General features: G+C 62.4%; 11 protein-coding genes. 3 read left to right on the top strand and 8 right to left on the bottom strand.

Annotation, left to right across the window (positions count from 1 at the left end; all coding sequences use genetic code 11):
• Positions 1 to 13: 13 nt before the first annotated feature.
• The 3 genes from JYG36_RS12900 to JYG36_RS12890 all read right to left on the bottom strand — a co-directional run bounded on the left by JYG36_RS12900 (position 14) and on the right by JYG36_RS12890 (position 4,428).
• Positions 14 to 1,417, bottom strand: a complete 1,404-nt coding sequence (locus JYG36_RS12900) for an aminotransferase-like domain-containing protein (RefSeq protein ID WP_045198170.1) — start codon at positions 1,415 to 1,417, stop codon at positions 14 to 16.
• Positions 1,417 to 2,910, bottom strand: a complete 1,494-nt coding sequence (locus tag JYG36_RS12895; protein ID WP_093382071.1) for a hypothetical protein — start codon at positions 2,908 to 2,910, stop codon at positions 1,417 to 1,419. The genes JYG36_RS12900 and JYG36_RS12895 overlap by 1 nt, the downstream gene beginning before the upstream one ends.
• Before the next feature lie 492 nt (positions 2,911 to 3,402).
• Entirely contained in the window at positions 3,403 to 4,428 is a 1,026-nt protein-coding gene (locus JYG36_RS12890; protein ID WP_213604285.1) for a zinc-dependent alcohol dehydrogenase family protein, read from the bottom strand.
• Positions 4,429 to 4,627: 199 nt separating this feature from the next.
• On the opposite strand from JYG36_RS12890, the gene JYG36_RS12885 reads away from it, so the two are divergent.
• The 3 genes from JYG36_RS12885 to JYG36_RS12875 all read left to right on the top strand — a co-directional run bounded on the left by JYG36_RS12885 (position 4,628) and on the right by JYG36_RS12875 (position 7,642).
• Positions 4,628 to 5,542 (top strand): LysR family transcriptional regulator, encoded by a 915-nt coding sequence (locus JYG36_RS12885; protein ID WP_093382064.1) that lies wholly within the window; start codon positions 4,628 to 4,630, stop codon positions 5,540 to 5,542.
• A gap of 218 nt (positions 5,543 to 5,760) precedes the next feature.
• Positions 5,761 to 6,987, top strand: coding sequence for an MFS transporter (locus tag JYG36_RS12880; RefSeq protein WP_093382059.1), 1,227 nt, complete (start codon positions 5,761 to 5,763; stop codon positions 6,985 to 6,987).
• A 100-nt stretch (positions 6,988 to 7,087) separates the two neighbouring features.
• Positions 7,088 to 7,642, top strand: coding sequence for a YdeI/OmpD-associated family protein (locus JYG36_RS12875; protein ID WP_213604284.1), 555 nt, complete (start codon positions 7,088 to 7,090; stop codon positions 7,640 to 7,642).
• A gap of 11 nt (positions 7,643 to 7,653) precedes the next feature.
• Here JYG36_RS12875 and JYG36_RS12870 read toward each other — a convergent pair whose 3' ends face one another.
• The 5 genes from JYG36_RS12870 to JYG36_RS12850 all read right to left on the bottom strand — a co-directional run bounded on the left by JYG36_RS12870 (position 7,654) and on the right by JYG36_RS12850 (position 14,257).
• Positions 7,654 to 8,487, bottom strand: coding sequence for a serine protease (locus JYG36_RS12870; protein ID WP_176794250.1), 834 nt, complete (start codon positions 8,485 to 8,487; stop codon positions 7,654 to 7,656).
• 34 nt (positions 8,488 to 8,521) lie between these two features.
• Positions 8,522 to 10,048 carry a hypothetical protein gene (locus JYG36_RS12865; protein WP_213604283.1) on the bottom strand — a complete coding sequence of 509 codons (1,527 nt, stop codon included), beginning with the start codon at positions 10,046 to 10,048 and terminating at the stop codon, positions 8,522 to 8,524.
• Between the two features lie 120 nt (positions 10,049 to 10,168).
• Complete coding sequence (locus JYG36_RS12860; RefSeq protein ID WP_213604282.1) at positions 10,169 to 11,491, bottom strand: MFS transporter; 1,323 nt, start codon at positions 11,489 to 11,491, stop codon at positions 10,169 to 10,171.
• Positions 11,492 to 11,534: 43 nt separating this feature from the next.
• Positions 11,535 to 13,076, bottom strand: coding sequence for a class I adenylate-forming enzyme family protein (locus JYG36_RS12855; RefSeq protein WP_213604281.1), 1,542 nt, complete (start codon positions 13,074 to 13,076; stop codon positions 11,535 to 11,537).
• Positions 13,077 to 13,078: 2 nt separating this feature from the next.
• On the bottom strand, positions 13,079 to 14,257 hold the full coding sequence (locus tag JYG36_RS12850; protein ID WP_045198156.1) for an acetyl-CoA acetyltransferase: 1,179 nt from the start codon (positions 14,255 to 14,257) through the stop codon (positions 13,079 to 13,081).
• Between the last annotated feature and the right edge of the window lie 106 nt (positions 14,258 to 14,363).

Below are 14,363 nucleotides of genomic sequence, written 5' to 3'. Positions count from 1 at the left end.
ACGATTTTCAATACTAATTTAAACCGTTGCTGCGCCGCAACTCATCACTGAGCACACTCAAGCCGTAGGGCAAGTCCCCTTGCGGCCCGGCTGGCCAGCCCAGGCGCAGGTGCTGGCGAAAATCGCCCTGCAGGCTGAACAGCTCGCCCGGGGCAATCACCAAGCCCTGCTGCAGCAGGCGATGGAACAACGGCCGGGTCTCTACCGGGGCGCATACCCGGGCCCAGATGCAGCCACCGCCGGCGGGCATCTGGAACTCCAGCTGCGAGCCCAGGTACAGCTGCATCTGCCGGTACAGGAGGCCCAGGCGCTCGTGCAGACGCGCCCGCAGTTGCTCCAGGTGCACATCGACACGGCCCTTGCTGTACAGCCTGGCCACGGCTTGCTGGCGCAACGGCGGCAGGCGAAACCCGCGCAACAGGAACTGGCGCAGCAAGGGCCCGTGCCACTGGCGCGACAGCAGGAAGGCGTAAGGCGCTTCGGCGCCAACGCTGCGCTCCAGCGACGAGAACACCAGCAGGCGCTGCGGGTCGACCAGTTCGCGCAGGTCAGCGCCAGAGCCTGGGCTGAGGCACAGTTCGCTGTCCAGGTCGTTTTCCAGCAGCCACACGCCGTGCTGGTTGAGCAACCTGGCCACGGCCTGGCGCGCGGCCTCGGGCATGATGCTGCCATGGGGCAGGCTCAGGCGCGAGGCCAGCATCGCCAGGCGCACCGGCTCGTCGCGCAGCAGCCGGGCAAAGCGCTCGAGATCAAGGCCGCCGTCGGCCTGCAAGGGCACTTCAAGCACCCGTATCCGCGCCGCCTGAAACACCCGCAGCAAGCGCCAGGAACAGGGCGTGGTCACCACCACGGCGCTGTTGTGCAGCTCAAGGGCGGCCAGGGTGGTCTCCAGCAACGAGCGCAGGTCCAGCGCCAGGTAGACATCCTCGGCGCTCCAGTACAACTGCGCCGAGCGGGTATAGCGCGCCGCCAGGGCGGTGCGCAGTTCCAGCTCGCCACAGGGCTGGGGGGCGCCGCCCAGGCGCGGGTACTGGCGCAGCAACTGGCGCTCGATGCCCAGCAAGGTTGCCTCCAGCGACTGCGGCGCCTGCTCCTGGCCGCCGCTGAGCACCAGCATGCGCGCCGAGTTGGCGTGCTGCTGCAAATCCTGGAGCAGATCGCCAGCGCTGGGCCGTGCCGGCTCAAGGGCCGGCCCCCTGGCGTAGTAGCCCGACTTGGGCACCGGCTGCACCCGCCCTTCGTGCTCAAGCAGCGAATAGGCGTACTGGACCGTCGAAATCGACACGTTCAGGCGCTGGGCCAGGTCGCGCAACGACGGCATCCGGCTGTAGCTGCCCGGCGCCATCTGCTCGATCAGCTCAACCAGGTAGCGATACACCGCCCGGTAGGCGAACTCGCTACTGTGCGGGGCTTTCATCAGTACCGGCCTGGCTGCTCTGCCTTGAGCCAGGCCCGGGACGGCGGCTGCACGCGCAGGTGGCGCAGGTCGGCGCCGCGGCCCTGGATTCGCGCCAGCAACGAACGCGGCCGGGCCCAGCTTTCCGGTTCACGCAGATAGAGCATCTGCAGCAGTGGCAGGTCCAGGCCACTGATGTCGACCATCCACTGCACCACCGGCTCCGGCGCCGGTAATCGTTGCAGGGCCTTGTGCAGGTAAGGCAAGGCCACCAGCATGCCGGGGTGACAGCGGCGCAAAAACACCTCAAGGCGCAGGCCCCGGGAAACAAACGGCGCAAACAACTGGCAGACCAGCTGCGCTTCGCTCAAGCCGTAGGCCTGCAAGGCGAAGTCGCTGGCCTGGCTACGGCGTTGCTGTAACTGCTCGGCGTGCTGCCAGCGGCCCAGCAGGCGCACCTGCAACGTGCGCGGCAGGCCCTTGCGTTGCATGCGCTGGCGCGCCTGGCGCAGGTAGGCATCGACGCCTTCGCGGTAGTCGCTGTCTTCGATGAACTGCCCGTGCAGCCCGCTCAGGTGCGCCAGCAACAGCGGGTTGGCGGTGCCCGCCTGCGCGCAGGCAAAGTACTGCTCGTCGAAGCGACAGCCCAGAAAGCGGTTCAGGCGCTCGTCATACGGCAGGTCGGGGTCATGCACCAGGTCATCGATGATGATGAAGCGCATCGCCGGCGCACAGTAATCGCCGTTGGGCCCGGTAGCCATGGGCCGGGCCTGGCCGTACAGCTGCTGCAGGTAACGCTGGCGCAACTCGCTCATGCCCTCGCACAGCGACGTGGCACAACTGTGAATCGGCCGGATGCACAGCAGGTCTTCCTCGCGCAGGGCGCGGCGGCTCCAGGCCAGCAGACGCCGGCGCTCGGGCAGCGGCTGGGCGGTGATGATGGCATCGACACCGCCGCGCCAGCCGATGGCCTGACGGCACAGCTCGGCAAGGCGCAGGGTGCCATGGCTACCGAAACCGGCCCGTGGCCCGCCAGCGAGCAAATGCCCGAACAACAGCAATTCGTGACGCTCGGCCAGTTGCTGGCTCTGGGAAATAGCGTGGCGGCGGTCGAATGGCAGCAACTGCTGGTCATCGAGCATCAGCAGCTCGACCCGCGGATCATCGTGCAGAAACAGCGCCGAGAAGCCCTGCTCGATATTGTTCAAGGCCGTAGTACTCATGCCGGCCTGGCGCACCACGGCGATACGCAGCTCGAAGGTGCCCGGCGAGCGCGCGGCAATGCTCAGTTGCGCCGCGCGCAGGCAGGCCAGGGCATGGCTGGCATTCTGGCTGCCATCATGGGCGAACATCAGCCTGAAGCCGTTGATGCGCTCGGCACCGCCCGCCGCGACAATCAAGCGTTGAATCAATAACTGCAAAGAGGCCCGCTGGGCCTGGGACAAATGCTCCAGCAAGCGCGCCAATACTTGCTGGTAGATATACTGCATGGCTTGATCGTGAATGCTGCTCATAACGCCTACCCGATTTCAATAAACGGCCACCTGAAAGAAAAAGATTCCATCGAAGAACTTTCAATCAGCAAAGAAGGATAAATAAGCTTATCCTCAGAAACTTCCTACAACTTCCTACGGAAATAACTTCAGAAGCTCTTGCTCACCATCGTTCTCCCCTCCCCCAGTCCGGCAGCACAGCGCCTTTAACCCCTGGCTTACGACCCATCATGCCTCGCTCCGTGAGACGACTATTGAAGAACTATTATCGGGCGTTGCCCCGCGAATAAAAGATACAGATCACGGTAAAAAAACCATTCAGATTCATCTTCGACAATACCGATAATCAGACAGGCTGCCTGTGCTTTTTCCTATTGCACAAACATAGCGCAAGCAGGCAAGCGCCAGCAGGCAAAGTTACCTCGGAAATATCCTAAACAACCCTGGGAAATACCCACAAAAAAGCCCGAGTCAATGCTCGGGCTTTTGCCGTGATGGACAGTCGTGCTGCGTTTACTCCGCCTGCGACAAGTCCAGCACCAGCCGGCCACCGCACGGGCATTCGTCCATGTAGCGGTGCGCCTCGACCACCTTCTCGAACGGGTAGGTCTTGATGATCAGCGGCGTCAGCAGCTTGTCGGCGGTGAACTGGTTGATATCGCGCAGGGCACGCTGCAGCGCCACCTGGTCCTGGCTGATGCCCAGCTCCGGCTTGCCGGTGAAGTTGCCGACGCAATGCACGAAGAACTGGATGTTCTTCTGGAACGCCGCACAGGCCGGGAACGGCGTCTGGTTGCCGCCTTGCAGGCCATACAGCACCAGGCTGCCACGCGGTGCCAGGGCATCACCGAGCAAGGCCATCTGCGGCCCGCCAAGGCCGTCGAGGACCATATCGACACCGCGGTTGTCGGTGTACTTGTTGATCTGCATGAGCAGGTCCTGCTCTTCGGTGACGATCACCTTGTCGGCGCCGAGCTTGATCAGGTAGTCGCGCTGCTCGGCCTCTTTGGTCGCGGCAAACACCTTAAGGCCCAGGGCCTTGCCCAGTTGCACGAAGGCCGGGCCTGCGCAGTGGCTGGCGTCGGTGATCAGCGCGGTTTGCCCGGCCTTGGCCCGCGCCAGGTCGACGAAGGCAAAGTAGGCGATCAGCAGCGGCGTGTAGTGCACGCTGGCCTCGACCGGCGAGAGAATCTCGGGGTAACGGGTCAGGGCATTGCGCGGCATGACGATGACTTCGCCGTACACCGGATGCTCGTTGGCACTGCTGGCCGGAAAGCTGGCAACCTTGTCGCCGACCGCCAGGTCATCGACACCTTCGCCCACGGCTGTAACCACACCCGCCATCTCGTGTCCGATACCGGCAGGCAGACGCGCCTGGGACGGCGCCAGGTTCTGCCGCCAGAGCACGTCGTACCAGCTGATGCCGATCGCTTCAACGCGAATCTGCACCTCGCCAGCCGCCGGTTGCGCCGGGGCCTGCTCTTCGATCTTGAGCACCTCGGCCGGGCCGAACTTGTGGAAACGGATCATGCGGGACATCGCAAACCTCGCCAATTGAACCTCTAATGCCCTGAACTCTATCCGGGCTTTGACGGTTAGACCATCAGTGGCCATTAATAGTCAACATGCTTGTCATTGATTGATGGTAATGCAGCGTCCATCAAATTATGCGGTGCAGGGTAGCAGCCTTTACCCGTAAGATTCACCCCTGCCCCATCCGCCTTGTGAAGCCGAGCCGATGAACCGTAACGACTTGCGCCGCGTCGACCTGAACCTGCTGATCGTCTTCGAGACCCTGATGCACGAGCGTAGCGTGACCCGCGCGGCGGAAAAACTCTTCCTCGGCCAGCCGGCCATCAGCGCCGCCCTGTCGCGCCTGCGCAACCTGTTCGACGACCCGTTGTTCGTGCGCACCGGGCGCAGCATGGAACCCTCGGCGCGGGCGGTGGAGATCTTCGCCCTGCTGTCGCCGGCGCTGGACTCGATCTCCACCGCAGTCAGCCGCGCAGCGGATTTTGACCCGGCGACCAGCACCGCGGTGTTTCGCATCGGCCTGTCGGACGATGCCGAATTCGCCCTGCTGCCGCAACTGCTCAAGCGCGTGCGCGCCGAAGCCCCGGGCATCGTCCTGGTGGTGCGCCGGGTCAACTACCTGCTGATGCCGGCATTGCTGGCCTCGGGAGAAATCTCGGTCGGCGTGAGCTGGACCAACGACCTGCCGGCCAACGCCAAGCGCAAGGTGCTGCGACGCAGCAAGCCCAAGGTCCTGCGTGCCGACAGCATGCCCGGGAGCCTGAGCCTCGACGACTTCTGCGCCCGCCCCCATGCCCTGGTGTCGTTTGCTGGCGACCTGGGCGGGTTCATGGACGAAACCCTGGAAAAGGTCGGGCGCAAGCGCCACGTGGTCCTTGCCGTACCGCAGTTCAACGGCCTGGGCAGCCTGCTGACCGGCACCGACATCATCGCCACCGTCCCCGACTACACCGCCGAAGTGCTGACCGCCGCCGGCGGCCTGCGCGCCGAAGACCCGCCGCTCGAGGTGCAGACCTTCGAACTGCACATGGCCTGGCGCGGGTCGCAGGACAATGATCCGGGGGAGCGGTGGTTGCGGTCGCGGATTCAAATGTTCTTCGGCGATCCGGACAGCCTCTGAAAGCACTTCAGAACCTGCGCCAACTGTTCAACGCACTCGCAACCCGAGTGAGTACAAGGCCAAGCCTTGCCTGAACGACGCCCTCATCAATCACACTGATGATTACTATCGAGTACCCCAGCTGTCTGCTTGCCACAACCACCCCCTATAATCGCCTGCAGATTTCCCCCGCTCCCCTCGCCTGCCCCAGGCGATATCCCCCCTTGGAACCCCGCACCATGCCAAGCGCAAGCCAAGGCCGTCACGGCCTTCCCGAACATAATCAACAGAGCGTCAAGCAGCAGTGGCTGGCGATTCTCTCGGTCGCCGTGGGTGCCTTCGCCCTGGTAACCAGTGAGTTTCTGCCGGTGGGCGTGCTCAACGATGTCGCCAGCGACCTGGGCATCAGTGCCGGCCAGGCCGGGCTGATGGTTACCCTGCCCGGTATAATGGCCGCCCTCGCCGCGCCCTTGCTGTCGGTGGGCATTGGCGCGCTGGACCGGCGTTATCTGCTGATCGGCCTGACGCTGATCATGATCATCGCCAACGCTGTGGTGGCCTACGCCAGCGACTTCAGTCTGCTGCTGTTCGGCCGCGTTCTGCTAGGCGTGAGTATCGGCGGTTTCTGGGCGACGGCCATTGCCCTCAGCGGCCGCCTGGCGCCCAAGGGCGTGGGCGTGGCCCAGGCCACTTCGATCATCATGGTCGGTGTGACCCTGGCCACCGTGCTGGGCGTGCCCGTCGGCACCTGGCTCAGTGGCTTGATGGGCTGGCGCATGACCTTCCTGGTCACTGCGCTGGTCGGCGTGCCGGTGCTGCTGGCGCAGGTCTTCCTGCTGCCGCGGCTCAATCCCGACAAGGCCATTCGCATCAGTGACCTGCCGGCCCTGTTTATCAATCCACAGGCCCGGGTTGGCTTGATTGCGGTATTGCTGATTGGCCTGGCGCATTTTGCCGCCTACACCTACGTCGCACCGTTCTTCAAACAGAGTGCCGGCTTCGATGGACCGACCATTGGCTCACTGTTGCTGCTGTATGGTGTGGCCGGGGTGGCGGGCAATATCTTTGCCGGTTTCGCCGCCAACCGCAGCGTGCGTCACACCCTGATGCTGGTCGCCCTGATGATCGCCATCAGCACCGCGCTGTTCCCCTACTTCGCCACCGGCATGACCGGCGCAGCGCTGCTGATCGCGCTCTGGGGCTTCGCCTTCGGCGCCTTCCCGGCCTGTGCCAGCATCTGGATGTTTGTGGTCGCACCCAAGGATGTCGAACGCGGCATGCCCCTGTTTGTCGCCATGTTCCAGGTGATCATCGCGCTGGGCTCGTTCTTCGGCGGGCAGATCGTCGACCAGCTGGGCAGCTCGGTGCTGCTGAGCCTGGCCACGGCCCTGGTGGGCTGCGGTTTCGTCACGGTGCTGGTGCTGGGGCGTAACGTCAGCAATCGCCTGGCAGCCCAACCCGCCTAGCCGCTGGACAGACCCGTGGCCAATAGCTAGACCTTCTGTACTGAATCTATTCTCACTGTCGCGTTCAAACGCGACAGTGAGTGGATAGGAAGGCGTGGCAATGACAACAATCGCTGCTAAATCCCGCTTCAAAGCAAAGCTTCTGCGCCCGGCAAAGCCTGGCGACGATGCCTCGTGGGCGTTCGTCGTCCTGCCAAGAGAGGCAAGCGAACAGCTTCCCAGGCGCGGCCGGACCAGCGTTGACGGCACCATCAACGGGCAGCCTTTCCAGGCAACGCTTGAGCCCGATGGCCAACTGAGCCATTGGCTGCAGGTAGACAGCGCCTTGCTCGAAGCCGCAGGCGCGGCCGTGGGGGATGTCGTTACACTGGAGCTGACCCCGGTGAAGAAGGAGCCCGAGCCCGACATCCCGGCCGACTTTCAGCAGGCCCTGGCCAGCGCTGGCGAGGCGCGTGAAGTCTGGAACAGTACGACCACCCTCGCACGCGTCGACTGGATCCACTGGATCACGTCAGCCAAGCAACTCAAGACCCGGGCAAAACGCATAAGCGATGCCTGCGATATGCTTGCATCCGGCAAGAAGCAGGTGTGCTGTTTCGATTCGTCCGGCTACTACAGCAAGGCGTTGCGTGCGCCCGAGGCAGACAGCGCATAGTGCGTGGTCAATCATTTTGCAGAACGTGTTTTCGCAATCCAGTCGAGATGCGCAGCTACAGGCGTATAAACCCCCGGCGACTCGCGTCCACACACATTGCCGTAGCTGACAATTCCAATCTGGACTGACTGCCCATCTTCAGCCCGCTTGAAAAGTGGCCCACCACTGTCCCACGAGCACGCATCTTTACCCTGTTCTCCCGCACAAATAGCATTTGCCGGTAATGTAGCGTTGTAATGCTTGCTGCAATCACTAAAGCCTACAACCGGCACCTCAACTTCCAACAGCAGATTTGATTTAACGCCAGCCTCGGTCAAGCCCCAGCCGGTGGTCGTTAGGCGCGTCCCCGGCTTGATCAGGGCCGTCGCCTCTGCCTGACTGGGCAAGCGCATAAATCCTCGCACCGGTATGGGTGTGTCCAAGCGAACTAATGCCACATCAAATTCTTTCCCCCTGGGATCATACTTCTCATTCACCACCACTCTCTTTATCTTGACCTTCGCAACAGCTTTTGTAAGGTCGTCAGCGTTGTACCCCACATAAAACTTCGAATCCGGCTTTCTACTTTTTGTGGTCGGATCGAAAAAGCAGTGTGCAGCTGTTAATACCCAAACCGAATCAATCGACACCCCACCACAGACGACTGCAGACCTGGTATCGGCTGCACCAAACTGCAGCAGCGCAACCTGCCAGGGCGAAAACTCAATTTTGACCGGCTTACCGTTATAGATCGTCGGCTCAGCGTATTTTTCTATCCAGGCTTTTAATTCGTCGCTGATCTGTTTCAACGCTCCTGCCGATGTGTTGCCATAGCCAACCGTCGCCAGTGCGACAACGGCAATCACGGCCCACGCTCGAACGCAGTTCATTAGCGCAGACCTACACGCCAGGTATCAACGGAAATGGAACACTGGTTCCCGCTTTGCGATGTGCTTCGTTAGCAGCAATCTTGGCCTTCAGCAACGCAATTCGAGCCGACGTAACGTCCACCGCCACAGGGGTTTCGGGAAGCAACGCATCAGCCAGGGCTTCCTCTGCCTTCTGCACTTCGAGGTCGGCAAGCAAAGCATCTTCGCGCGCCGCTCGCCGGGATGCTTTATCCGCATCTTTAGCGTCTGCAGATTTAGGTAAATAGCCTTTAAGCACCGTACTTACCTCTTCCTTTGAAGAGGATAGGGCATTGCCCAGATACAACGCGAACTTGCTTCCCTCACTGGTCTCACTTAACGTTAGCTGCGTTACAAAGTAGGTGAAGACCTTGTCTTCAAGATCAACGTCTTCGCCCATGCTTTCACACGTAGCGGGTTTTTTATCGGCTGTGCGCGCGGGTCTATAATCACACACCGTTCCAGCCCACTTTTTGCGGTGTTTATTTGAGTTGGCAGCCTCAATGGCGTTGTCCAGGCGTTCACGATCAGCCGTCAATGAGTAATTGCATCGATCATCATGCAACTGATGGTCTTTACCCAGCTTGAGGTTCTGGGCGCTCATGGCCGCACAGTACGTATCGACCGCCGCGACAACACGTTTGTCCAGGTAGACACTTTCCGGCTGAGAAGGTGTTGGGTCCTTGGGGTTTAGAATATCGAGCGCCAACAAATAGCGAGCCACCCTGGCTTCCTGTTTTTCCTTAGCCTTAGTGGCATCTGCGGACGCTGGTGGGAATGCAATGGGAAGCGTCGACGCTGAGCTCAGGCGCCAATCGCCTGCCTTTATTTTCTCGCCCCGACGAATGTCCTTGAACGTCATCTCAGCGGAACCAAACGGCGCAGCGCCCCCAGGAACGGTCAAGGTAACGGCGACGATGAAGTCGCGTTTCCTGGTACCAAATAATCGCCAATGGTCAAACTCGGTTACCTCCAGATAGTTTGGCGTCAGCTGAAAGTACTGCAGTCCTCTCAGGCGATTAAGTTTTGCTTCGTAGTAAAAATGTAATTTCGTTAAGCCGTGGAACGCCTCGACTTTGGCTGCAAACTCATGCCGGGTTATCGACTTCGGCTCAAATTCACCACGAACAACCACTAGGCAGTTTGTTCGGCTGAGTATGTCAGCCTCTTGGCTGACTTTATAAAAATAGTCCGCGGATTTCGCTGTCGATGCCGTAGTCTTTGTTTGACCAGCAGCCTTCAATGCCTCGGCAGCCATATCAACTGCCCCCTCTATCAGCTTCGGGGCCATAGCTGCAGCAATCAGGGCGATCACTCCGGACCGATCACTGTCTTTCACGATGGGAGGGGGAGGGTCACTGGGGCACGTTGACTGCCAGACTACACGGGTCTGCAGCGATCCCTCGGCAGCGTAAGCTGGGCTGATCGCCAGAACACAACATGCCATGCTTATGGCGATTCCCCCGCCTTTAACGAAAAACGATAGGGGAATCTGATGAAGCATGAGTGCTCTGGCCATGACTCGCTCCTAGCAGGCTTTAACAACTAATAGCAGTTGGCCATGAACCCTGCAAATTAGTGGCTGCCCACGTGGTTCGCGAGAAACTGATTTTAAGCAGTAAACGGATCGATAACCCGCTCAGACTAAAACAGGCACCCCCTCCTCCTTGCCAACCGCATGCCCACCCGCGACAAAATCCTCCTTGCGCAACACCACCAGCGCCAGCAGCGACGCCACCCCGGTGCCCACATAGAAATACCAGGGCGCAGTGATGTCGCCGGTCAGCTTGATCAGCCAGGTAGAAATCAGCGGCGCACTGCCGCCGAACACCGCCACCGGAATGTTGTAGGCCACGGCGATGCCGGTGGAGCGGATGCGGGTGGGCAGCAACTCGCTCATCAAGGCGTAGGTCGAGGACGCGTACAAACCGAACAAAATCGCCACGGCCATCAGCGGCCAGAACAGGGTCGCAGGCGTGGCGCCCGGCGCGGTCTTGAAGAACCAGTACATGGCCAGGGTTGCCAGGGTGCCGATCACCAGCAAGAACGGCTTGCGCCCGTAACGGTCGGTGAAGGCGCCGCCCAGCGGCATCACCAGCGCCGCCGAGAGGCTGGCGACGAAGACGTAGAGCAAGGTGGTGCCGCTGTCGAACTTGAGGGTGTTGGACATGTAGGTCGAGGCGAAGGTCAGCACCAGGTAGAAGATCGAGCTGTGCAGGGTGATGATGAAGAACACCAGGGCAATCGCCCGCTTCCACTGCCAGACCTCGCGCAGCGGCGCCTTGGAGGTCTGCCCGGCCTCGACCAGGGCGAGGAACTCCGGGCTGTCTTCAAGCTTGAGGCGGATGTACATCGAGATGAAGCCCAGTGGGCCGGCCACCAGGAACGGAATACGCCAGCCCCACTCCTGCATCAGCTCGGCGCCCAGGGCCCAGGTCATGCCATTGGCCACGGCGCCGCCCAGCAGCAGGCCGAGCACCGCGGTGACCATCAGCCAACAGGTGGCAAAGCCGCGGCGGCCGGGGCCGGCGTATTCGGAAATGAAGCTGGTGATGGTGCCGATCTCGCCACCGGCCGAGAAGCCCTGCACGCAGCGGATCAACACGAGGATTATCGGCGCGGCGATGCCGATGCTGGCGTAGGTTGGCAACAGGCCGAGCAGGAAGGTCGAGCCGGCCATCATCACCAGCACGGTGATCAGGGTTTTGCGCCGGCCGATCTTGTCGGCCAGGGGGCCGAAGAACAGCCCGCCCAGGGGCCGGATGAAGAAGCTCAGGGCAAAGGCGGCAAAACTTGCCAGCAGGCTGCTGGTGGGGTCGTCAGAAACAAAAAACGCCTTGCCGATGTACACGGCGAGAAAGCCGTAGACGCCATAGTCGTACCACTCGATCAAGTGGCCGGAGGTGGCGCCGATAAAGGCCCGGCGCCGCTGGCGCTGGGGGTTGGAAGCTGGCACACCCATAGTGGGGACTCCTGTCGTAGTGCTATCCATGAAATACCGCGCTTCAGAGGTTGATCAGAGGCTGCGAAGGCTCCTGTAGCCACTGGCGCAAGCGGGTCTTGAGAATCTTGCCATAGCTGTTCTTCGGCAGCTCGGGGCAAAAGACGAACTTTTTCGGTTTTTTGAACGAGGCCATGCGCGCCAGAAACCACTGGTTGAGGGCCTGCGCATCGAGGCTATCGGGTGAACGCAAGGCCACGAAGGCTACCACCGATTCGCCCCATTCGGCATCGGCCTCGCCGACCACGCACACCTCGAACACTTCGGGGTGCTGCATCAGCACTTCCTCGACTTCGCGTGGGTAGATGTTGCTGCCGCCGGAGATGATCACATCCTTGCAGCGATCGGTGAGGGTCAGGTAGCCCTGCTGGTTGAAAAAGCCAATGTCGCCCGTCAGCAGCCAGCCGTTTACCAGGGCCTCTTGGGTGGCTTGCGGGTTGTCCCAGTAGCCCAGCATCACTACTGGCCCGCGCACCACGATCTGCCCCGGCTCGCCCGCGGCCACCGGCTGGCCTTGGGCATCCACCACGCGCACCTCGACGCAGGCGTGGGCACGCCCCACCGAGGCGGCGATCTGCGCCCAGTCGGCGTGCCCGCGATCGGCGATGGCCTGGCGCGACAGCGCGCTGATGGTCATCGGGCATTCGCCCTGGCCGTAGATCTGCACCAGGCGCGGGCCGAAGGTGTCCAGGGCCTGGGCAAGATCGGCCAGGTACATTGGCCCGCCACCGTAGACGATGGTCTTGATGCCTTCGCCGGCATACCCCTGCAGGCGCGCCCGGTCGACCATGCGCTTGACCATGGTCGGCGCGGCAAACAGGCTGACCTGGCCCAGTTGCTGCGCAAGCTCAAACAGCTCCGCCGCCTGGAAGCCGCGCGAGGCCGGCACCACATGGCGGGCGCCACAGCGCACATGAATGAAGTTGTACAGGCCGGCGCCATGGGACATCGGCGCGGCGTACACCACCGCGTCACCAGCGGCCACCGCATCGACGTCCAGTGGATAGCACAGGGACATGGCGATCAAATTGCCATGGGACAGCATCACGCCCTTGGAGCGCCCGGTGGTGCCGGAGGTGTAGAACAGCCAGGCCAGGTCGCTGTCCTGGCGCGGGTACGGCTCGGGCAGTTGCTCATCCGCCAAGGGGCCTTGCGGGCTCGGCGTGTGCGCCGCCAGTTCTTGGCAGCCGCTCGGCAAAGCGCTGCTGGCGAACACCTGGCCGTCATCTGTGTAGACCAGCCGGGCGCCGGCATTGGCGGCAATCCAGGCGGCTTCCAGGGCGTGCAGCTTGCTGTTGATCGGCACCGCCACCGCGCCGCTCCACCAGATGGCGTACAGCAGTTCGAGATAGCGGCAGCTGTTCTTCATCAACAGCGCCACCCGCTCGCCCGGTGCAATGCCGTATTGCTCGCGCAGTTGCACGGCGCGGGCCCGGGCCTGGGCGGCGAACGCCTGGTAGTCGGCAACCTGGCGCTGCCCCTCGAACAACGCCGGGCGCTGCGGCCAGCGCTGGGCCGCATCGCGCAGCCAATGGGCGATGTTCATCCTCAGGCCTTGACCGCTTGCAGGACACTGGCGTAGTTGGCCACAGCCATGCCGCCCATGTTGAACAGCAAGCCGAACTCGGCGCCGGGTACGCCCAGGCCGATGGGTTCGCCGGTCAGCTGGGCAAAGCCCAGGGCATGCATCGAAACCCCGGTGGCGCCCACTGGATGGCCCTTGGCCTTGAGCCCACCCGACAGATTGACCGGCAGGCGCCCGCCCTGGCGCACGATACCGTCGTCGAGGGCGCGATGGCCTTCACCGCGGGGGACCAGGCCCATGGCTTCGTAAATCAGCAACTCGGCGATGGTGAAGCAGTCGTGGACCTCGGCAAAGTTCAGGTCGCCTAGGGTCACCCCGGCTTCGCGCAAGGCACCCTGAATCGCCCGCTGCGGCCCCTCGAAGGCCAGCACATCGCGGCGCGACAGCGGCAGGAAGTCGTTGACCTGGACCATGGCACGAATCGCCACCTGGCGGCGCATCGAACGTGCACGCTGCGGCGAGGCGAGGATGATCGCCGCCGCGCCGTCACTGATCAGCGAGCAGTCGGTCAGGCGCAGGGGCGGTGCGATCAGCGGGTTGCCCGAGGAAACATTGTTGCAGTGTTCGAAATCCATCAGCCGGTGCATCTGCGCCAACGGGTTGGCCATGGCATTGGCGTGGTTCTTTACCGCAATCGCGGCCATCGAGGCCAACGGGCTGTGGTAGCGCTCGGCATACTGCTGGGCCACCTGGCCAAACAGCTGGGCGAAGCTCAGGCCGGCCTCCTGCATGGCGTTCTGGTAGCCGGCACCGGCCAGGGCGCGGGTGACTTCGACGGTGCTGTTGCCGGTCATTTTCTCGGCGCCGACCACCAGCACCAGGTCGGCGGCGCCGCTGCGAATCGCGTTGATGCCGGCCTGGATCGCCGCCGAGCCCGAGGCGCAGGCGTTCTCGCAGCGGGTGGCGGGCTTGAAGCGCAGTTGCGGGTCGGCCTGAAGCATCAGCGAGGCAGGAAAGCCATCGGCCACCAGGCCTGAGTTGAAGTGCCCGAGAAACAGCGCGTCGATCTCACCGGCGTCGATCTCGGCGTCTGCCAGGGCTTCGCGGGTGACCTTGACGATCAGGTCTTCGAGGTTGAGGCCATCCAGGCGACCAAAAGGGCTGTGGGCAGCCGCGACGATGGATACGGAATCGTGTGTCATGGTGATTTTCTTCTGTCCTTGAAGCGCGTATTCCATACAATGATTCAGCGCCCGAATCCCACGCTAGTTGGGGCAACTACTTACGCCAGTAAGTAGTGTCCGCCAA

This window comes from Pseudomonas sp. SORT22 (assembly GCF_018417635.1).
GTDB lineage: Bacteria > Pseudomonadota > Gammaproteobacteria > Pseudomonadales > Pseudomonadaceae > Aquipseudomonas.
Note: the sequence above shows the minus strand (reverse complement) of the source record. Positions and strands in the feature narration are given on the sequence as shown.